This window comes from Streptomyces sp. NPDC056061 (genome assembly GCF_042266885.1).
Classification (GTDB): Bacteria; Actinomycetota; Actinomycetes; order Streptomycetales; family Streptomycetaceae; genus Streptomyces.
Map to the genome: position 1 here is coordinate 30198 of NZ_JBHJWQ010000020.1, position 20461 is coordinate 50658.

The 20461-nt window shown below is 72.9% G+C and carries 14 protein-coding genes and 1 pseudogene; 8 read left to right on the forward strand and 7 right to left on the reverse strand.

Translation table 11 applies throughout. From position 1 onward, the window contains the following. Nucleotides 1-220: 220 nt before the first annotated feature. Both ACFC79_RS25560 and ACFC79_RS25565 read right to left on the reverse strand, forming a co-directional pair. Nucleotides 221-1465, reverse strand: a complete 1245-nt coding sequence (locus tag ACFC79_RS25560) for an acyltransferase (RefSeq protein WP_376244129.1) — start codon at nucleotides 1463-1465, stop codon at nucleotides 221-223. Continuing rightward, nucleotides 1458-2435, reverse strand: a complete 978-nt coding sequence (locus ACFC79_RS25565; RefSeq protein WP_376244132.1) for an alpha/beta hydrolase — start codon at nucleotides 2433-2435, stop codon at nucleotides 1458-1460. Before ACFC79_RS25565 ends, ACFC79_RS25560 begins: the two co-directional genes overlap by 8 nt. 294 nt (nucleotides 2436-2729) lie before the next feature. Here ACFC79_RS25565 and ACFC79_RS25570 point away from each other — a divergent pair, with 294 nt between their 5' ends. From ACFC79_RS25570 to ACFC79_RS25580, 3 genes are all read left to right on the forward strand, one after another. Further along, nucleotides 2730-3245, forward strand: coding sequence for an Lrp/AsnC family transcriptional regulator (locus ACFC79_RS25570; RefSeq protein WP_376244135.1), 516 nt, complete (start codon nucleotides 2730-2732; stop codon nucleotides 3243-3245). Between the two features lie 307 nt (nucleotides 3246-3552). Continuing rightward, on the forward strand, nucleotides 3553-4761 hold the full coding sequence (locus ACFC79_RS25575) for a serine/threonine-protein kinase (protein WP_376244397.1): 1209 nt from the start codon (nucleotides 3553-3555) through the stop codon (nucleotides 4759-4761). Between the two features lie 248 nt (nucleotides 4762-5009). Beyond that, nucleotides 5010-8504, forward strand: coding sequence for a M28 family peptidase (locus ACFC79_RS25580; RefSeq protein WP_376244138.1), 3495 nt, complete (start codon nucleotides 5010-5012; stop codon nucleotides 8502-8504). Nucleotides 8505-8563: 59 nt separating this feature from the next. Here ACFC79_RS25580 and ACFC79_RS25585 read toward each other — a convergent pair whose 3' ends face one another. Further along, the gene (locus ACFC79_RS25585) at nucleotides 8564-10006 is read right to left on the reverse strand and encodes a helix-turn-helix domain-containing protein (protein WP_376244141.1); all 1443 of its coding nucleotides are present in this window, start codon (nucleotides 10004-10006) and stop codon (nucleotides 8564-8566) included. A 639-nt stretch (nucleotides 10007-10645) separates the two neighbouring features. On the opposite strand from ACFC79_RS25585, the pseudogene ACFC79_RS25590 reads away from it, so the two are divergent. Both ACFC79_RS25590 and ACFC79_RS25595 read left to right on the forward strand, forming a co-directional pair. After that, nucleotides 10646-10920: pseudogene (locus tag ACFC79_RS25590) on the forward strand (DedA family protein); the annotation flags it as partial. Between the two features lie 323 nt (nucleotides 10921-11243). Further along, nucleotides 11244-12572 carry a geranylgeranyl reductase family protein gene (locus tag ACFC79_RS25595; protein WP_376244144.1) on the forward strand — a complete coding sequence of 443 codons (1329 nt, stop codon included), beginning with the start codon at nucleotides 11244-11246 and terminating at the stop codon, nucleotides 12570-12572. 81 nt (nucleotides 12573-12653) lie between these two features. Here the strand turns inward: ACFC79_RS25595 and ACFC79_RS25600 are convergent, their stop codons facing one another. Next, nucleotides 12654-13451 carry a LysR substrate-binding domain-containing protein gene (locus ACFC79_RS25600; protein WP_376244147.1) on the reverse strand — a complete coding sequence of 266 codons (798 nt, stop codon included), beginning with the start codon at nucleotides 13449-13451 and terminating at the stop codon, nucleotides 12654-12656. A gap of 58 nt (nucleotides 13452-13509) precedes the next feature. On the opposite strand from ACFC79_RS25600, the gene ACFC79_RS25605 reads away from it, so the two are divergent. Together ACFC79_RS25605 and ACFC79_RS25610 are read left to right on the forward strand one after the other, a co-directional pair. Beyond that, nucleotides 13510-13932 carry a DUF5997 family protein gene (locus ACFC79_RS25605; protein WP_376244399.1) on the forward strand — a complete coding sequence of 141 codons (423 nt, stop codon included), beginning with the start codon at nucleotides 13510-13512 and terminating at the stop codon, nucleotides 13930-13932. Between the two features lie 318 nt (nucleotides 13933-14250). Then, a complete protein-coding gene (locus tag ACFC79_RS25610) occupies nucleotides 14251-15438 on the forward strand; it encodes an amidohydrolase (protein ID WP_376244150.1) in 1188 nt (395 codons plus the stop codon). 215 nt (nucleotides 15439-15653) lie between these two features. On the opposite strand, the gene ACFC79_RS25615 is transcribed toward ACFC79_RS25610, so the two are convergent. Continuing rightward, nucleotides 15654-16442: an SAM-dependent methyltransferase gene (locus ACFC79_RS25615; RefSeq protein WP_376244153.1), complete on the reverse strand. Its 789-nt coding sequence runs from the start codon at nucleotides 16440-16442 to the stop codon at nucleotides 15654-15656. A gap of 241 nt (nucleotides 16443-16683) precedes the next feature. Between ACFC79_RS25615 and ACFC79_RS25620 the strand changes: the two genes are divergently transcribed. Further along, on the forward strand, nucleotides 16684-17301 hold the full coding sequence (locus ACFC79_RS25620; RefSeq protein ID WP_376244156.1) for a helix-turn-helix domain-containing protein: 618 nt from the start codon (nucleotides 16684-16686) through the stop codon (nucleotides 17299-17301). 65 nt (nucleotides 17302-17366) lie between these two features. Here ACFC79_RS25620 and ACFC79_RS25625 read toward each other — a convergent pair whose 3' ends face one another. Beyond that, entirely contained in the window at nucleotides 17367-19244 is a 1878-nt protein-coding gene (locus tag ACFC79_RS25625; protein ID WP_376244159.1) for a transketolase, read from the reverse strand. Between the two features lie 168 nt (nucleotides 19245-19412). After that, nucleotides 19413-20183 carry a dienelactone hydrolase family protein gene (locus tag ACFC79_RS25630; RefSeq protein WP_376244161.1) on the reverse strand — a complete coding sequence of 257 codons (771 nt, stop codon included), beginning with the start codon at nucleotides 20181-20183 and terminating at the stop codon, nucleotides 19413-19415. Nucleotides 20184-20461 lie beyond the last annotated feature (278 nt).

Genomic DNA, 20461 nt, shown 5'->3' on the forward strand with positions numbered 1-20461 from the left:
CACACCGGCATGAAAAAGGCGCCGCGGAGATCCGCAGCGCCATCGACGGGACACATCACAGCACCCGCGCGGCCCGTGGCTCAACCGCCCGTTGATTGAGTGAGCCATTGGCCCATCCGAGAGGCGTCATGGTGTGCCATGAGTAGGCCAACGGACTGGAGCCGGTGTCCCCGGACGTCCCGGCCGTCCCACCGGATCGGCCCGTTCCACAAGGTGCGCCTCAGGCAGCGTCCCCGGCCTGACGCCGTTCGGCCGGGCCTCGTACGGCGGACAGGGACGCGGACGCCTCTCGCGCCTGCCGGTCCGCCACGCGTCGAGGCGTCGGCGGGCCCGGACGTCCCTTCCGCACGACCGCGCCCCCGCGCGGCGGTCGCCGCTGCTCGTATCCGCGGAACGCCGCCCAGCAGATCAGCAGCACCGCGGCGAAGACGGGCAGCCAGGCCAGGCGCGCGAGTATCCAGCCGGGGGTGTCGGGGGCGGTGTGCAGGCCGGGCAGCGGCCCGCCCGGCAGCAGGCCGACCGCGGTGACCGCGATCAGCGCGGTCTGATGCCACAGGAACACGGTCATCGCGGAGAGGTTCGTCATCGCCACCGGTGCCCAGAGCACTGGCCGGCGCAGGAGTCGGCGCAACGGGGCGAGGAGCAGCAGGGCCGCCCCGCACTGGGCGAGGCCGAAGGTGACCGCGGCCAGGGTCGGCGGGTCGAGGTTCGAGATCTTCTCGCCGGGCACTCCGACCATGGCGGCGGGGTAACCGGCCCACAGGACGAGTCCGGCGGTGGCGGCGGTGCCGCCGAGCAACAGGGTCCAGCCGGTCCTGCGGCCGCACAGTTCACCCCGTGCCCAGGCCGCCCCCAGGCAGTACGGAACCAGCCAGCCCGCCGGAACATTGATCCAGGCGAGGCCGGCGGATCCGTCCAGGCCGAACCGGTAGACGTCCGTGACCAGCACTACGGCGAACGGCCACAGCGGATGCAGTGCCGCCACCAGCGGCGTCGTCGCCGTCAGGGCCGCGAAGACCACCAGGAACCAGAGCGGGGACCATACGAGTCCGCACAGCGCACGCACGGTGTCCGGATCCGTGCCGGAGGCGAGCATCGCTCCCGCCGCCAGGGCCCACACGAGCAGCACGACGACCACCGGCCGCAGCAGCCGCAGCAGCCGTGCACGCAGCCACCGGCCGTAGCTTTCCCCGCGGGCGCGGGCGGAGGCATGGCTCCTGGCACCGACGTGTCCGCCGACCAGGAAGAAGACCGCAAGGGTCTGGAACACCCAGGAGACCGGGGCGAATTGCGGCATGTGGCGCAATGGGCTCGCACCGTACAGGGTGCCGCTGTCGGACACCATCGCGGTCACCAGCCAGTGGCCGAGGACCACTCCGGCGATGGCGAGCGCGCGCAGGGCGTCGACGGCCCGGTCTCGGTCGGCGGGAGTGGCGGAGTCGATCCGCCGGACGAGTTCACGCATGGCTGTCTCCGGGGGTTGTCGCGGACGGGCCGGTTCCGGCCACGATCCGGGCGATGTTCCGCAGTGGGACGGAGCCGGGCAGCAGATAGTCGCTGTGGCCGCCGTCGCCCGCGGCGAAGACCCGGGCGCCGAACGCCGGCGCGACCGGATCGGCGCCGAATCCGATGTCGGTGAAGGGCAGTCGGAGCTTCGTGTGCGGCACGTCGGCGATCCAGTCGTCGCCGCCGCGGCCGGCCCAGACGACGGCCCTCGCCCGCAGGCCGGCGGCGGTCCGGTATCCGGTGCCGGGGCTTCCGTACAGCACGATGTCCGCGACCCGCAGCCCGTGCGCGGCCCGGGCGCAGGCGACGGAGCCGTAGGAGTGGCACAGGAGGCTGGTCCTGGCCCCGGGTCTCAGTGCGCGCAGTTCGTCCACGAAGTGCCGCAGCGCGGGCGCGGCCTCAAACGCCCTTCCCGGCGTCAGCGCGGCCGGGCTCACCGTCGCCGGTGTCCGGTAGCCGAGCCAGGCGACGACGGCCGAGCGGTCGCCGAGTTCCTCGCGGAGCGCGGCGGCGCCGTTGCGCAGGCGCCAGTAGTGGTCGAGGTCGATGCCCGCGCCGGGCACCAGCACGGCGATCCGTTCGGCGCGGGACAGATCTCCGAACACTTCCGCGCCGCGGCCGCCGTCGCGGCCGTCGAACGAGAGGAAACGGCGTCCCGGCTCCGCCATGGCCGCCAGTGCGGCGGCCCGCCTGCGGTCGCCGTGGGCGGCGGCCACCCGCTCGGCGGCCCGGATGTCCGCCCGGGTCGCGGCATAGCGCTCGGCGAGGGCCGCGGGCGCGGCGATGCGCAGCGGGCCCCGGACGGCCGGAGCCGGAGCCGGTACGGCCGCCGGACCGGCTGCTCCCACCACGGGCACGGCCACCGAGGCGGCGACCGCCGCGGCGAGCACACCGCGGCGCAGGCGGGAACCGCGCGGAGGGGACGACATGACGGTGCTTCCTTCCGTACCCGATGGCCGTGGTGCCATCGGGTACCGAAGCTAGGGACGCGTGCCCGTAGTCGGCGTCCCACCGGAGCGTGAAACTCTTCCGTAGCTCCCGGGGACTACGGGTATGAGAGGAGCCTTCGCCGCGGTCCCGTTCGGACCCGCCGAACCGTCCGGCTCATCGGGACTGTCCGAACGATCCGGCACGTCCGGGCTGTCCGACCTGTCCGGCAAGGGCCCTGACGGGGCATTGGTACAGTCGCAGCCCGGATCGTTCTGGAGGAGGCCGACGGAGCCATGGCGGTGGACGCCCTCGACACCCGCATCCTGCGGTTGCTCATCGAGCAGCCGCGCACGAGCGTCCGGGAGTACGCGCGCATCCTCTCCGTCGCCCGGGGCACCCTGCAGGCCCGTATCGACCGGCTGGAGCGCAACGGGGTGATCACCGGCACGGGACCGGTCCTGTCCCCCGCCGCACTGGGTCACCCGGTGCTGGCCTTCGTGCACCTGGAGGTCACCCAGGGGCATCTGGACGAGGTCGGTGAGGCGCTCGCCGCGGTGCCGGAGATCGTCGAGGCGTTCTCGACGACCGGGGGCGGCGATCTGCTGGCGCGGGTGGTGGCCCGCGACAACGGGCATCTGGAGGATGTCATCCAGCGACTGATCCGACTGCCCGGAGTGGTGCGGACACGCACCGAGGTGGCGCTGCGCGAGCGGGTGCCGCACCGGTTGCTGCCGCTTGTCGAATCGGTGGGCGGCATGGCCGCGAACAGCGGGGCCGCCGCACCGGCGCAGGCGCCCAGAAGACGCTGACGCCCGCCCGTGCCCGGGTCGTCCGGTCCGTACCGGACGGCCTGAGGGAACCTCGGCGCCGGACGCGGCGGCCGTGTGCCGACGTCCCGCGCGAGCCCCGCGGGACCGCTCCGATCACGAGTGGGGTGCGCGGCGTGCCGTCGTGGTCCGGCGGCCCGATATCCTGATCACGCTGCGCGCCCCCCACCTCGTCCCGATCCGGTCGGGTCGCGGCCGTGGCAGTCCGAGCGGCCCACAATTCGAGATTGGTGCACAGGTGCTGGTAGCTGGTCGGTACCGCTTGACCTCCCCCATCGGCCGTGGCGGCATGGGCGAGGTGTGGCGTGCCGAAGACGAAGTGCTCGGCCGCGCGGTGGCCGTGAAGCTGCTGCTGGGCGACCACGCCGACGAGTCGTCCACGGCGCGGTTCCGGCTGGAGGCCCAGACCGCGGCGCGTCTGAGCCACCCTCATCTCGTGGCCGTGTTCGACTTCGGGGCCTGGGAGAACCGATTCTTCCTCGTGATGGAACTGGTCGAGGGCACCAGCCTGGGCAGTGTGCTCGCGACCGAGGAGCGGCTCGGCGTCGAGCGGGTCGCCCGCATCGCCGGCCAGGCCGCCGCAGGACTGGCCGCCGCCCACCGGCAGGGCATCGTGCACCGGGACATCAAACCCGGGAACCTGATGCTGGACGCCGAGGGGTCCGTGAAGATCGGCGACTTCGGCATCGCGCAGTTCGTCGACGACCCCTCCGCCGCACTCACCACCACGGGGCAGATCGTCGGCACCAGCCTCTATCTCGCCCCGGAGCGGGCGCTGGGCCGCACGGCCGGCTCGGCGTCCGACATGTACTCCCTCGGCTGCGTGATCTACCAATTGCTGCTGGGCGAGCCGCCGTTCCGCTCCGACACCGCGACCGCGACGCTCTATCAGCATGTCGACACGGCGCCCGTGCCGCTCAGGCAGCGCGGGGTCGACCTTCCGCCGGCCTTCGACTCCTACCTGTTGGGGCTGCTCGCGAAGCAGCCCGAGGAACGGCCGAGCGCCCAGCAGGTCGCCGACTGGTTCCAGAGCGACGCATGGCGGGGACAGCCAGAGCCCCTGCCCATGTACGCCCAACCGCCCGCTCCGGCGGCAACCGGCCTCCCCTACGCCCCGCCGGCCGTCCACCCGTCGGCGCCCGCTCCGGCACCCGGCGCGGGACAGGAGGCCGGGGGCATGGCCACGTACCGCCTGCCGCAGGCCGGCGGGCACCGCAAGCGGTCGGCGCCCGCGCCGGCCCGGCGGAGCACCAGTGCCCGTGCGGCGATCAGACGCCGGCCCCGGGTGGCCAGCGCCATCGCCGGCACGATCGCCTTCCTCGCCGCCGTGTACCTGGGGATGAACCTGTTCGCCCCGGACTCCGACACGTCGGGCACACCGGACACCGGCCCCACCACGCACACCGGGCCCGCGTCGCCGCCGGGACCCGGGGCGGACGGCGGGAACGGCGCAGGGACGGACAGCGGGAACGGCGACGGCGAGGACGAACAGGACTGAGCCGCTTCCCGCCGCCCGGGGCCGACGTTCACGTCGGGCCCCGGGCGCGGCAGTTGTGCGATCCCACCACCGGGGCTTGACCAAACTTGCCAAGTCCCGCGGCGGGCACCGCAGTTCGTTGACGAGGTCATGGCGACATGTGAGTGTTCGGTCGCTCGATCACGGGCGACGGCTACGCGGGCTGTCCAAGCGGAGGCGTCACCGTCCGCCGCTGCCCGTGGTCGAGGCCCCCGACTCAAGGAGCCTCGATGAAACGCAGACCGTTGACGGCCGGGACAACCCTGGCCGTCCTCGCCGGAATGCTGGTCGTCACCGGCGGCCAGACCGCTTCCGCCGAACCCTCCCCACCCGCACCGACCGCGCTCCAGGCCGCGGTGTCGGCGGCCGACCGGGCCGCCGCCAGCGGCCTCGACACCCTGGCGAAGGGTCCCGACGAGCGCTACGAGCGCCAGATGGTGACCCCCTGGGTCAAGGGCATGTACTCGGTCGCGTACCAGCGCACCTATCGCGGCCTGCCGGTCGTCGGCGGGGACGCCGTCGTGATGGCCGACTCCCGCGGCCGGGTGCGCGGCACCCAGTCGGCCCTCCCCCGGCAGATCAACGTACCGACCACCCCCACCGTCTCCGCCGCGAAGGCCGAAGCCGTCTCGCGGAAACGACTCGCCACCGTCGAGCGGGTGGAATCGCACCGCCTGGTGGTGCGCGCCTCGGGCCGAACCCCGCGCCTGGCCTGGGAGACGGTGCTCGCCGGACGCACCGCCAAGGCCCCCAGCCGCCTGCACGTCTTCGTCGACGCGGGCACCGGCAAGGTGCTCGACAGCTACGACGACGTCAGGGCCGGTACCGGCAACAGCCAGTGGAACGGCCCGAACCCGCTGACCATCGACACCACCGCGTCGGGCGGCAGCTACTCGCTGCGCGACCCGAACCGGCCCGGACTGAGCTGCGCCGACTACGGCACCGGTGGCGTCTTCACCAAGTCGAGCGACTCCTGGGGCACCGGAAACGCCTCCAGCAAGGAGACCGGCTGCGTCGACGTCATGTGGGCGGCCCAGCACGAGTGGAACATGCTCAAGGACTGGCTCGGCCGCAACGGGCACGACGGCAACGGCCGCAGCTGGCCGGTCAAGGTCGGCCTGAACGACGTCAACGCCTACTGGGACGGCACCTCGGTCTCCATCGGCCACAACAACGCCAACCAGTGGATCGGCGCGATGGACGTGGTGGGCCACGAGTTCGGCCACGGCATCGACCAGTACACGCCCGGCGGCGCCAACCACGAATCCGGTCTCGGCGAGGCCACCGGCGACATCATGGGAGCGCTGACCGAGGCGTACGCCAACGAGCCTGCCCCGTACGACGACCCCGACTACACCGTCGGCGAGAAGATCAACCTGGTCGGCAACGGTCCGATCCGGGTGATGTACAACCCGTCGCAGACCGGCGACCCGAACTGCTACAGCTCCTCGATACCCAACACCGAGGAGCACGCCGCCGCCGGACCGCTGAACCACTGGTTCTACCTGCTGGCCGAGGGCTCCAACCCGGGCGGCGGCAAGCCGTCCAGCCCGACGTGCAACAACTCCGCGGTCACCGGAGTCGGCATCCAGAGCGCGGGCAAGGTGTTCTACGGCGGCATGCTGCTCAAGACGAGCGGCATGACCTACAAGCGCTACCGCACCACCACGCTGACCGCAGCCAAGAGCCTCGACGCGAGCTGCGCCCTGTTCGACCGCACCAAAGCGGCCTGGGATGCCGTCGGCATCCCCGCCCAGAGTGGTGACCCGACCTGCACGAGCAGCGGCAACAACGACTTCACGCTGTCCCTGGACCCGTCGTCCGGTTCCCTGAAGCCGGGCGGTTCGGTGACGGCGACGGTGCGCACCACGGTCAGCTCGGGGAACGCGCAGGCGGTGCAACTGTCGGCGAGCGGACTGCCCAACGGTGTCACCGCCTCCTTCAGCCCCGCCTCCGTGCAGTCCGGGGCGTCCTCGACGATGACCGTGTCCGCGACGTCCGCCGCCGCGCCCGGCTCCTACACCTTCACGGTGAAGGGTGACGGCGCCCAGAGCCACACCGCGCAGTACACCCTGACGGTGAACGACGGCGGCGGCACCCCCGGCGGCAGCGCGCCGGACATCGATGTCGCCGCCGTGCAGGCCCACCTGACGCAGCTGAACACCATCGCCTCGCAGAACGGCGGCAACCGCCGGGCCGGCAGCGCCGGTTACACCGCCTCGGTCGCCTATGTGAAGGGCAAGCTGGAGGCGGCCGGTTACACCGTCTCCGAGCAGACCTGCACCAGCTGCACGTATCAGGGCAACAACCTGATCGCCGACTGGCCGGGCGGCCCGTCCGACCAGACGACCATGTTCGGCGCCCACCTGGACGGCGTCTCGGCCGGGCCCGGCATCAACGACAACGGCTCGGGCTCCGCCGTCCTGCTGGAGAACGCGCTCGCCCTGGCCAAGGCGAACCCGACGATGACCAAGCACGTCCGCTTCGCCTGGTGGAACGGCGAGGAACAGGGACTCCAGGGGTCGAAGTACTACGTCCAACAGCTCACCGCCGCCCAGCGCAGTGCCATCAAGGCGTACTACAACTTCGACATGGTCGCCTCGACCAATGCCGGCTACTTCATCAACAATGTCAACTCGGCCGCCTCGGCGCCGATGAAGGCGTACTGGGACTCCCTGAACCTGGCCCCGGAGGAGAACGTCGAGGGACAGGGCCGGTCCGACGACTACTCCTTCCAGCAGGGCGGCATCGCCACCTCGGGCTACGCGACGGGGGCCGGCGACACCAAGACGGCCGCGCAGGCCGCCAAGTGGGGTGGCACAGCGGGCCGTTCCTACGACTCCTGCTACCACTCGGCCTGTGACACCACGGCCAACATCAACGCGACGGCGCTCGACCGCAGTGCCGACGGCGTCGCGTACACGGTGTGGAAGACCTCCGTCGGCAGCACTGCCCCGGCCGACGACTTCTCGGTCTCGGTGAACCCGGTCTCGGGCAACGTCCAGCCGGGCGGCTCGACCACCACGACCGTGTCGACCGCGACCACCACGGGCTCCGCCCAGCCGGTGAAGCTGACCGCCTCGGGCGCGCCGAGCGGCGTCACCGTCTCGTTCGCCCCGGCCTCCGTGCAGTCGGGTACGTCCTCGGCCATGACCGTCTCCGTCGGCGCCCAGACCGCGGCGGGCACGTACACCCTCACGGTGACCGGCACCGGTACGGCCGCCCACAGCACCACGTACTCGCTCGTCGTCGGTGGCGGCGGCACCTGCCAGGCGCGTCAGGCCGTCGCCAACGGCGGCTTCGAGGAGGGTGTCGCGCCCTGGACCCAGACGGACGGTGTGATCAACAACCGGACGTCGGAGAAGCCGGCGCACGGCGGGGCGTACATGGCCTGGCTCGGCGGCTGGGGCTCCACGCACTCCGACACCGTCTCGCAGTCCCTGACCGTGCCGTCGGGCTGCTCGACGTACAAGCTGTCGTTCTACCTGCGCACCGACACCGACGAGGCGGCGGGCGACCCGGCGTACGACACGCTCACCGTCAAGCTCGGTTCTCAGACGCTCGCCACGTACTCCAACGTGGACGCCATGAGCTCCTACGTCCAGAAGACCTTCGACGTCGGCGCGTTCGCCGGGCAGACGGTCGCCCTCGGGTTCACCAGCAGCGAGGACGCCTACCTGCAGACCAGTTTCGTCGTCGACGACGTGACGCTGAACGCGAGCTGACCGTGCGTCAATGACCGGCCGGGGCGGGGCGTGTGCGTACATGCCCCGCCCCGGGCCGTTCAGCGGACGACGGCCGCCAGCCTGCGCAGGAACGCGTCGGCCTCCGGGCCGGCCCCGCGTCCGACGGCCAGCCTGCTGTGCAGGCCGCGCAGTTCCCGGCCGAGCAGCGTCGCGGCGGACACCTCGGTGGTGTCCAGCACGGGTCCGGCGATGGCGAGTGCCGTCTGCGGGTCCCTGGCGCAGGCGTGGGCGTCGGCCATCCGTACCGTGAACAGCGTCCGCGCCGAATGCATCCCGGGCGGGAGCAGTTCCAGCGCGCTGCGGGCCGCCGCGGCCGCGCGCAGGGCCAGCCGACGGTCCCCGGTCGCGGCCGCGAGGTCCCGCAACGCGCCCGCGGCACCGGACTCCACCCGCAGGCGCACCGAGGCCACGGACAGCCAGGGCGCCTCCGCCTCGTCCCGCTCGCCCACCCGGTCCATCTGCGACCAGGCGCGCTCGACGTGCCGCAGGGTCTGGCGTGCGTCGCCCCGCACCGCGTGCCCGCGCGCCAGGTACAGATCGCTCAGTGCCCCCGCCCAGTACCGCCCCGCGGCGGCCTGCCGGATCGCTCCTCCGTAGGAGAGTGCGGAGGGGCCGTCGCCCTCCAGCCGTGCCAGGGTGCTCATGTCGCTGAGCGCGGCCACCTCCGTTCCGACGTGACCGGCCAGGCCCGCCCAGACCAACGACCGGTCGAGCCAGGCCATCGCCGTGGCGTTGCGGCCCCACTGGAGCCGCAGGCAGCCCGCCGACTGCGCGTACTCGGCGGCCAGCGGCGCGAGTTGGCGGTGGTACGGCGCGGCGGGGAGGGCCATCCAGCGCAGCATGGCGTGCAGCGTGCGTTCGACCACCGCGGTCGCCCCGGGCCAGGCCCGTTCCTCGTCGGCGCGCAGGCACACGGCGAGGAGCACCGTCAGGGCGTGCACGGTGTCGACGTCCAGCGGCGGGTACGGGACGGCGGCCGGGTCCAGTTCGCAGAACGCCGAGTGCAGCGCGACGACATCGGCGAGCGCGGGCACGGCACAGCCGTCACGGCCGTGGACCGGGCACACCAGCCCGTACGAGGGCAGTCCGGTGGGCGGGACGATGTCCGACGGCAGCGGGGAGAGCAGATCGCCGCCCATCGGTTCTCCGGGCAGGGGCCCGGTGCGCCCGGGAACCGTGGCGCCGCGCGCGGTCCCGCCGTCCCTCGCCCCGCCCGGCGCCTCGGCCTCCGCCGCCTCGCAGGCGTCGAGGAGGTCGCCGCCGGCCGTGAGCAGGTCGTCCAGTCGGCGGGCGAGCGGCAGCGGCGTCTTGCGAGTGCCGTGCTCCAGCTTGCTGATGGCGGTGTGGTCGTAGCCGACACGGGCACCCACCTGGGCCTGGGTGAGCCCGGCACGCCTGCGCCACCGACGCAGCCGGGTTCCGAAGGCCCTCCACACCTCCGCGGTACGGGCGTCCGGTGCGGCGCCCACGCCTTCGGTCACCCGGAACTCCGCAGGACCGCGCGGGACGCCCCTCCCGTGCCATGTTCATGGCTCATGGCGGGAGGATAGCGAGCACGTGCGCGCGTTGTCCCCGTTGCGGCGGGAACATGACGCCTTCGCGCTCCCGGTGCGACGCGCCCCGCCGTGAACCGCGGCGTCCCGGCGGCCGGTTGCGGGGCATCGCACGCCGCCCCCGGTCGGCTCGTTCCGGTCGAAGACGGCCCGCACACGCACCCCGTCCGCACAACTCCCTTGTGAAAATCGGGGGTTGAAGCGCCCTGCGTCGCATGAAAGGGCAGCTCGCCGGGCATAGGGACGGTACCCGAGTGGAGGTGGTGGCAATGGGCCGCATCAGGATCGTCCGACGTCCGCAGTCGCCGTCGAGGCCGCACCCGCTCGACCTCCGGACCCCGTCCGGGCGCCCGCTGCCGTACTGACCGCGTCGCGGTCGCCCGCGGCGCACGGCGTCGGCCCGTTCGCGCATCCGTACCCCGAGGAAAACCGCGGCGTGGAGGGTGCGCTCGACCGGACCGTTCCCGGTGGGATTTCGCGTACCGGCCCCGGTCGGCGCTTTCTGGCGTAGCCGGTGGGGCGTGAAGGACTTCTCGCGCCCGCCCCCGACCGGCCGGGAGCACGTTCATGGATTTCGTACTGCTGGGTCTTCCCCAGGAACCCGCGGGCGGCATCGCGGGCCGGGCAGCCGATCTCGTCGACACCATGGGGGTCCGGGCGCCGGACTCGCCATCGCCCCGGAGAACCTCTTCCCGCCGCTGCCCAGCGAGGTCATCCTTCCGCCGACCGGAATCGCGGCGGGTCAGGGGGGCGTCGGGCCGGCCTCGGCACTCACCTGGACCACACTCGGATCGGCGGTGGGCGCGGTGGCCCTCCACCGGATCGGACTCCTCCTCGGACGCACCGACGCGGCCATCGCTCAGCACCTGCACCTCTCGGTCGGTTCGGTCGAGAAGCATCTCGACTCCGTCCTCGACGAACTCGGCCTGACGCGCACCACCGGATACGGCAGGCGAGTGCCGGCGGTCCTGCGGAATCCGGAGTCGTGGGCACGGCGGAAGGGCGGCGTCCACGACCTCCCCGTACGGCGGTTGACGCCACGTCGGCAGGTCGTCGGGCGGCGGGCCCCGTTCCGCAGCGGCCTCCCCTGATCGATGATGATGTCCAGGGCCCGCCGTCCTCGGGACGGCACCGGCCGTCCCAGGATCAGGAAGAGGGGTTCCCGATGAGCGAAACGACGCCGGACCGGTCCGGGCCGGACGAACGCGCCGTTCCCGGCCGGGGCGAGGAGGCCCAGGTGATCGTGGTGGGGGCGGGACCGGCGGGCTCGGCCGCGGCCTTCCATCTCGCCAGGGCGGGGGTCGACGTGCTTCTCCTGGAGAAGTCGCGCTTCCCCCGGGAGAAGGTGTGCGGGGACGGTCTGACGCCGCGGGCGGTGTACCAGCTCATCAGGATGGGCGTCGACATCTCGGCGCCGGGGTGGACCCGCTCGCGCGGGATGCGCTGGATCGCCGGGGATCACCGGGTGCACATCGACTGGCCCTCGCTCGGCCGCTACCCGGACTTCGGACTCTCGCGCAGCCGGCACGACTTCGACGACATCCTGGCCCGGCACGCCGTGGCCGCCGGTGCCCGCCTGCGCACCGAGGTCAAGGTGACCGGTCCGCTGACCGACCGGTCCGGCCGGGTCACCGGCGTCACCGCCACGACCGGGACGAAGGAGTCCCTGACGTTCCGCGCACCGCTCGTCGTCGCGGCCGACGGCGCCTCGGCCCGTCTCGCCCTCGCCCTGGGCCTGCAACGCGACAGCCGTCGGCAGATCGCGACCGCCGCCCGCCGCTACTACCGCAGCCCGGATCGTTCCCGGGAGGAGTACCTGGAGCTGTGGGCCGACCTCCGCTTTCCTGACAGCGATCACTATCTGCCCGGATACGGCTGGATCTTCCCCATGGGCGACGGGCGGGTCAACGTCGGTCTCGGTGCGCTGCCGCACCGGCGGCACGGCAAGGCCGATCTGCGCGCGGCCCTGGACCGGTGGCTGTCCCGCACCCCGCACGCGTGGGGGCTGCGCGAGGAGAACGCCGAGGGTCCCGTCCGGAGCGCGGCACTTCCGCTGGGGTTCAACCGTCACCCGCTCTACACCCGCGGGCTTCTCCTCGTCGGCGATTCCGGCGGCATGATCAGTCCGTGGAACGGCGAGGGCATCGGTCAGGCCATGGAGGCCGGCGAGGTCGCGGCCGAGACCGCCACGCTCGCGCTCGCGCTTCCCCGCGGGCCCGGGAGGGAGCGGGTGCTGCACGGCTATCCCGTCGAGATGAACCGCCGCTGGGGGCGCTACTACCGCCTCGGCAACACGGCGGCCGATCTCGTCTTCGGCCGGTCCGGGTTCCAGCCGGTGCTCAACCGCTACGTCATGGGGTCGCCGTTCCTGCTCAACGCCCTGGCCCGGCTGCTGACCAACCTCACGGACCGGCCCTCGCGCGATCTGACCGACCACCTGCTCAACGGCGTGATGCGTGTCGTACCGGAACCGCAGGTACGGCGGGTGCGCTGAAGTCCTCCGGGCGGCGCCGCACTCCCCCGCGGCCCCTGCCCGACGCCGCGCGCCGGTCCACCGCGGACGGCGGACCGGCCCTCAGGACCGGCGGCGGGGTTTTCCGCGCCCGGCGCCGCCGGATGCGCCGCGTGCGCTCCGGCCGCCCGACCCGCCCGCGGCGGGCTTGCGTCGCGCGGTGCCCGAGCCCGGCTGCCTGCCCTTCTGCTGCTTGTCCTTCGACTGCCTGCCCTTCTGCTGCTTGTCCTTCGACTGTGCCGAGGGCCTGGGACGCCCCCGGGTGCTGTTGACGGTCCGCCCGCGGACGATCCCGATGAAGTCCTCCACCAGGTCGGTGGTCTCCTCCTCCGGCCACGACAGCGCGACGCGCGACTGGGGGGCGTCGGACACCGTCCGGTAGGTGAGGTCCTTGCGGTGGTGCAGGCGTGCGAGCGACTGCGGAACCACGAGGAGCCCCACCCCCGCCGCCACCAGCTCGACGGCGTCCGCCGTGGTGGCGGGACGCTCGATCGCGGGCCGCCCCGGCAGCCGTTCCCATACGAGGGTGTCATCGAGCGGGTGCAGCACGATGTCGTCGGCGAGCTCCTCGACGGACACCTCGTCCACCGTGGCGACGACGTGGTCCTTCGGGACCACCACGACCGTCGTCTCCGTGTAGAGCGGGATCGCGCTCAGGCCCGCCCGGTCGGTCGGCAGCCGCAACAGGCCGGCGTCGGCCCCGCCGTCGCGCAGCGTGTCGGCCGCCTCCGCGGCGGGCACACCGACGAGGGCGAGCGGGACATCGGGCTGCCGCTCGTTCCAGATCCGCACCCACTTGGCGGGCGTCACCCCTGGGACGTACGCGAGCCGGAACGAGGGGGATTCTTCCGAGCTGGTCACCCGGCCAGGTTACCGGCCCTGGTCAGAGGTGGTGCACATGCTCGATACCCTTGACGCCATGACGTCGCACAAGACCGCCCAGACGATGAAGCCCGCGACCGCGGCGAAGAAGCTGGGTGTGTACCTAGAGGCCACCCCCGCGGAGTTCCGGGAGGGTGTCGTCTCGCGCACCGAGCTCGACGCGCTGCAGTCCGATCCGCCCGAGTGGCTGCGCGAACTGCGACGCGACGGACCGCACCCCCGGCCCGTGGTCGCGGCGAAGCTGGGCGTCTCCATCTCGGGCCTCGCCCGGGGCGGGATCACCGATGCCCTGACCACGGTGCAGATCGAGGCGCTGAAGCAGGAGAGCCCCGAATGGCTCCTGCGGGAGCGCGCCACGCAGGCGGAGGTCCGGAAGGAGGCGGTGCGCATCAAGGAGAAGCAGGCCCAGAAGGCCAAGGAAGCGGACCGCGGTGGCGAGACCCGCGAGTCGCGCGCCTGACCTCTTCCGTCTCCTCCCGGTCCTCCCCCACCGGGCATGTGCCTCCACCCGCCCCGGCGCCCACGCCGGGGCGGTTTTGTCGTCGGGCCCGTAGCCGTGGTCCGGCGGCCGGTTGGAGCCGGGGTGTCGTTCCGGCGGCCCGTCGCCCGTGTGCCGGGCGGCACGGTTATCGCTCACGGCCCGACCGGGCGGCCCCGATGCCGTCGCGCCGGGCGCCGCACCCCGCCGGGGACGACTTCTCGTGCGCCCCGACACCCTCCCGCGCCCCGGTCGCCGTCCGCCCTCGGCACGATCACCCATTTGGAATACCATTTCGTCATGACCCATGTGACTCTGACGAACGTCCGCCCCTGGGGTGCGGAACCCGCGGACATCGTGATGTCCGGCGCCGAGATCGTCGCCGTCGTCCCTGCCGGCCGCGCGAGCGACGACGGTGAGCGTGTCGACGGCAGCGGGTTCCTGGCACTGCCCGGCCTCGTCAACGCCCATGCCCACGTGGACAAGAGCTGGTGGGGAAAGCCGTGGGTCTCCTACGCCGGCGAGGCCACCACGCAGGGCCGCATCGCACATGAACGCGCCATGCGGGACGGTCTCGGTATCCCGAATGCGGAATCGACCACCGCGGTGCTCCGCGAGTTCCTCCGGCACGGAACGACGGCGGTGCGCACGCACGTGGACGTCGACCTCGGTGTCGGGCTCCGGGGCATCGAGACCGTCCGTGAAGCGGTGGACGCCCTCGACGGTGCGATCGAGGTGGAGATCGTCGCGTTCCCGCAGGACGGCGTGGTGCGCCGCCCGGGCGTGCTGGACCTGCTCGACCGGGCGGCCGGGGCGGGGGCGACGAGCATCGGCGGAATCGACCCGGCGTCCATCGACCGTGATCCGGTCGCCCAGCTCGACGGCCTGTTCGCCGTCGCCGAGCGTCGCGGGGTGGGGCTCGACATCCACCTGCACGACGGCGGGGAACTCGGGGCCTTCCAGTTCGAGCTCATCATCGACCGCACCCGGCGTTCCGGCCTGCACGGCAGGGTGACGATCTCCCACGGCTTCGCTCTCGGGGAACTCCCGGCGAACCGGCAGCAGGAACTGCTCGACGGTTGCGCGGAGGCCGGCATCGCCTGGACGACCGTGGCACCGCCCCGTACCGCCCCGCTCCCCTGGCGCGGGATGCGGGACCGCGGCGTGCCGATCGGTCTCGGAACCGACGGAATCCGCGATCTGTGGTCGCCGTTCGGCGACGGCGACCTGCTGCGCGTCGCACTCGGTTTCGCACGCCTGCACGGGCTGCGCACCGATGAGGAACTGGCCCACGCGGTGGAGCTGGCCTCCACCCGCGCCGCCGGCTTCGTGCACCGCGAGGTCCACGGCATCGCGGCGGGAGCACCCGCCGACATCGTCCTGGTGGACGCCGAGAACGTCCAGGACGCCCTCGTGCGCACCCCGCGACGGCAGCTGGTGGTCTCCGGCGGCCGGATCGTCGTCCGGGACGGCGAACTCCAGGTCTGAGACCGACGCCCCGACGTCGGTTCCCGGAACGTGCTCCGCGGGCTCCGGGACTTCGGCGGCCCGCGGTTCGTCGGCGGGCCGCCGCGCACGGCGGTGTGCGCGCGGCCCCCGGTCTCCGCACCGACGGTCTCCGCGGCATCGGGGACGCGGCCCCAAGGCGGTTCCGGCCCGCGGGCGTTCGACTCGTGCGGGACTCCGGCGGGCGTCCGGAGGAGTCAGGGCTTGCGCGCCACCCCGGCGTACATGTTCGTCGTGGTGTCGGGCAGTTCCTCGCCGGCCGGGGGCCGCCAGGACGTCATCGGGACGATGCCGGGTTCCAGCAGTTCCATGCCCGTGAACAGCCTCTCGACCTCCGCGTGGTCGCGCAGGTACATGGGGATGCCCCGCTCGGTGTACTCGCGTGCCAGGGCCTTTGAGCCCGGCGCCAGGTCGGCCGTGGCCAGAGTGACCGCCACGTGGCTGCCGGGGGCGAGCGGCTCCATCAGCGTCTCGATCAGGCCCTGCGCGTCCGCGACGAACTGCAGCATGGCGATGACCGTCACGGCGACGGGCCGGTCCAGGTCGAGCGCCCGGTGCAGGGTGGGATCGGAGAGGAGGGCGTCCGGGGTGTTCATGTCGCTCTGGATGTAGGCGGTCCGGCCCTCGGGAGTGCTCCGCATCAGCGCGTCGGCGTGCGCCAGGACGACCGGGTCGTTGTCGACGTACACGATCCGGGCCTCGGGGGCCACGGCCTGCACGACCTGGTGCAGATTGGGTTCGGTCGGAATGCCGGTGCCTATGTCGAGGAACTGGCGCATTCCGGCCTCCGCGGCCAGCCAGCGGGCCATGCGGCGCATCGCCGCGCGGTTCGCCAGCATGCTCGTCCGCAGCCCCGGCCAGGCCCGGAGTGACGCCTCGGCCGCCCGGCGATCCACCTCGTAGTGGTCCTTGCCACCCAGGATGCAGTCGTACACGCGTGCCGAATGGGCCCGGCTGCCGACCCGTTCGGCCTCCTGCTGGTTCATACTCCACCGCCTGAATCGTTGTCGGTCTCCGTGCGTGGTCAGCGTCACGGACGATACCTGTTCGGTCGATCGCACGGTCCACGCGCGGTGCCCGGTGGGGGACTTGGGGTTCGGTGGCGCGATTCCAGGGCGTCCGTCCGCCCTCCGGAGACGCGTGGCACATCCTCGCGCCCCGCGCCATCCGTTGCGGAATCGGTGACATGTGTTGCCGGCACCGGGACGGAGGATGTGGGATGGGGGCATGGACGCGCGCCCCCCGACCGACGAGGTCTCCCCCATCGCCGACACGCTGGCCCGGGTCGGTCCCCGCCTGAGACACATCCGCACCCGGCGCGGCCTGACCCTGACGGCACTGGCCGAGACCACGGGCATCTCGAAGAGCACGCTCTCGCGGCTGGAGTCGGGGCAGCGCCGCCCGAGTCTGGAGCTGCTGCTGCCGATCGCCCGAGCCCATCGGCTGCCGCTGGACGAACTCGTCGGTGCGCCGGAGGCGGGTGATCCGCGGATCCGGCCGAGGCCCCGCGTGCACAAGGGGCGCACGGTGGTTCCCCTGACCGCCCGACCCGGCCCGCTGCAGGCGTGGAAGTCGGTCATCCCGGCCGAGCAGAACCGGCCCGAACCGTGCGCGCACGAAGGTTACGAGTGGCTGTACGTCCTGTCCGGGCGGCTGCGGCTGGTCGTGGGCGACCGCGATCTGGTCCTGGAGCCGGGCGAGGCCGCCGAGTTCGACACCCGGCTGCCGCACTGGTTCGGTGCCGCGGGCGAGTCGCCGGTGGAGGTCCTCAATCTGTTCGGCCGCCAGGGCGAGCGGATGCATGTGCGTGCCAGGCCTCGCTCCCGGACGGAAACGGATTCCTGAACGGCGCCCGGCGCGATGTCCCGGGCATCGGGCGGGACGGGTCGGAGGTTCGCCGGGCGCTGCGTTCAGCCGTCGACGAGGTCCCGGGCGGCCCGCACGATGTGGGCGCGGGAGATGCCCGCGGCGTCGAGGAGTTCGGCGGTGGTCCCGGACCCCGGCATGTTGCGCACGGCGAGGTGGACGAGAGCGGGGGCGAGCCGCTGCGCGGCCAGTGCGGACAGCACGGCCTCCCCGACGCCTCCCTCGGGGTGGTGGTCCTCCACGACGACCAGCGCGCCGGTCTCCCGGACGGCGAGCGCCAGTACGTCGAGGTCCAGGGGTTTGACGGAGTACAGGTCGACGACGCGTGCGGCGATGCCATCGGCGGCCAGCAGTTCGGCGGCGGCGAGGCATTCGTGGAGGGTGACCCCGGCGCCGACCAGGGTGACCCGGTCGGCGCCGCTCGTGCGCAGGGTCTTGGAGCCGCCGACGGGGAAGGTCTCGTCGGGGTCGTAGAGGACGGGATAGGCGCCCCGGGTGGTGCGCAGGTAGGAAATGCCGTCCAGATAGGCCATGGAGGCGGTCAGGGCCGCGGTCGATGTGGCGTCGCAGGGGTAGAGGACGGTGGAACCGTGCACGGCCCTCATCATGGCGAGGTCCTCCACACCCATCTGGGAGGGTCCGTCCGCGCCGATCTCGACACCGCAGTGGGTTCCGCACAGGCTCATGGAGATGTCGGAGACCGCCGCCATCCGGATGAAGTCGTGGGCCCGGGTGAGAAAGGCCGCGAAGGTGGTGGCGTAGGGGCGGTAGCCGCGTGCGGCCATGCCGACCGCGGTGGCGATCATCTGCTGCTCGGCGATGTAGGTCTGGAAGTACCGCTCGGGGTGAGCCTTGCCGAAGTCCTCCGCGTGGGTGGAGTTGCCCACCTCGGCGTCCAGGGCGACGATGTCGGGCCTGGCACCGATGGCGGCGAGCGCCTTGCCGAACGCCACGCGGGTGGCGACGACCTCGCCGGGCCGGAACCGCGGCAGCTCGACCCGCACGGGGACGGCCGGGGCGGCGGCGGGGGCCGCGGGCGGCAGGGGGCCGCGGACGGTGAGGTGGCGTACGCCGCCCAGTTCGGCGACGGCGCGTGCGGCGAGCTCGTCGGGCAGTGCCTTGCCGTGCCATCCCTCGGCGTCCGCGACCTCGGAGACGCCCCGGCCCTTGACGGTCCGGGCGACGACGACGGTGGGGGCCTGTCCGTCGGCCGCGACGGACAGCGCCCGTTCGATGTCCGCGAGGTCGTGGCCGTCGGCGACGACGGCCCGGCAGCCGAACGCCTCGGCCCGGCGGGCGTAGGCATCGGTGTCCCAGCCCAGTTCGGTGGGGCCGCGCTGGCCGAGGCGGTTGACGTCGATGATCGCGACGAAGTTCGCCAGCCGGTGACGGCCCGCCTTGTCCAGGGCCTCCCACACGGACCCCTCGGTCGTCTCGCTGTCGCCGCACAGCACCCACACACGGTACGGACGACGCTCCAGATCGCGTCCGGCGAGCGCGATGCCGACCCCGTACGCGATGCCCTGGCCCAGCGAGCCGGTGGCGACGTCCACCCAGGGCAGCACCGGGGTGGGGTGGCCCTGGAGGCGGGCTCCGGCACGCCGGTAGGTGGTCATCAGCTCCTCCTCGCCGATCGCGCCCGCGGCGAGGAACATCGCGTAGAGCAGCGGGGAGGCGTGTCCCTTGGAGAAGACCAGGTGGTCGTTGGCGGGATTTCCGGGGTCCTGCCAGTCGTAGCGCAGATGGCGGGTCATGAGGACGGCCATCAGATCGGCCGCGGACAGGCTGGAGGTCGGATGGCCGGAACCGACGGCGGTACTGGCCCGGACGGAGTCCACGCGCAGTTGCTGGGCCAGTTCGCCTACCTCGTCCAGACCGCTGTCCGGCCCGAGCACGACGGCGTGGGTGTTCTCGGCCGTCATCGCGGCCTCCTCTCGTCCGGGCCACCGGTGTTCCCGGGCCGGGCCTCGCCCTCGACACCCGTGCGGGCCGGCCGTCGGCCCGCGCCGCGGCTGTCCGGGGGGTGCTGGGGCGGGGGCACGGTGCCGTGCCCCTCGCCGACCGTATGCCGACGGCGCGGGGGCCGCGATTCAGGCGCGTGCCGCTCCGAGGGTGCGGTCCAGGAGTGCCAGCAGCGCCGTCCAGTGGCGTTCGTCCGCGGTGCGGTCGTAGGCGGCGGTGTCCGCCTGGGTGAATCCGTGGTGCGCCCCGGCGTAGACCTCGCCTCGATGGCGTACCCCCGCAGCGGTGAGGGCCTCGTCGAGGTGGGCGATCTGGTCCGGGGGCAGCGCGGGGTCCTGGTCGGCATGGCCGAAGTACAGCTCCGCGGTGATCCGGTCGGCGAGCAGGTGCGGGCTGTCGTCGGCTTCGGTGGCCAGCCGTGCGCCGTGGAAACCGGCCGCCGCCGCGACCCGGTCCGGGTACGTTCCGGCGGTGCGCAGGGCGAGGCCGGCGCCCATGCAGTAGCCGGTGAGACCGACCGGCCCGTCGGTGGCCACCGGGCACTTCGCCAGCCAGTTCAGGTACGCGTCGGCGTCGCTCATCGCCGCTTCGGGGGTCAGCGACCGCAGGATCGGGCCGAGGCGTTCGAAGATCTCCGGGCGCCGGGCCGGATCGATGAAATCGGGCAGTTCCACGACCGGCGCCCGGCCGTGGCGGTGGAAGACGTTGGGGACCAGGACGGTGTAACCGGCTCCGGCGAGCCGGTCGGCCGTCCTTCGCAGCTGCGGGCGCAGTCCGAAGGCGTCCATGTAGAGGAGGACCGCGGGGTGCGGCTCCCCGTCGTCCGGATGGACCAGGTAGGCGTCGGCGACGCCGTCCTGCGTGCTGATGTCCACGGACGTTCCGTGCACGGCGGTCATGGGCGGTTCCCTTCTCTCGTCCGCGGTCCTTCCGCGCCCGGACGGGAGCGGCTCGCGGCGGTGGACCGGCGGTGGTGAATGTCGCGGTGAATGGCGGGTCGGGGGGCGTGCGGGCGCCGTCCGGACCGGCACGGGCGACGACGACCGCGTGATGAACGATATGCCGGTCCGTCCACTCGGTATCGTCGTGCGGCGGCCTCGGTGCACGAACAGCTCGCGGGCGGGGGTGGCGGGTGCGGCCCCGGCAGGGAAACAAGACGGTGTAAGGATGCGGAACC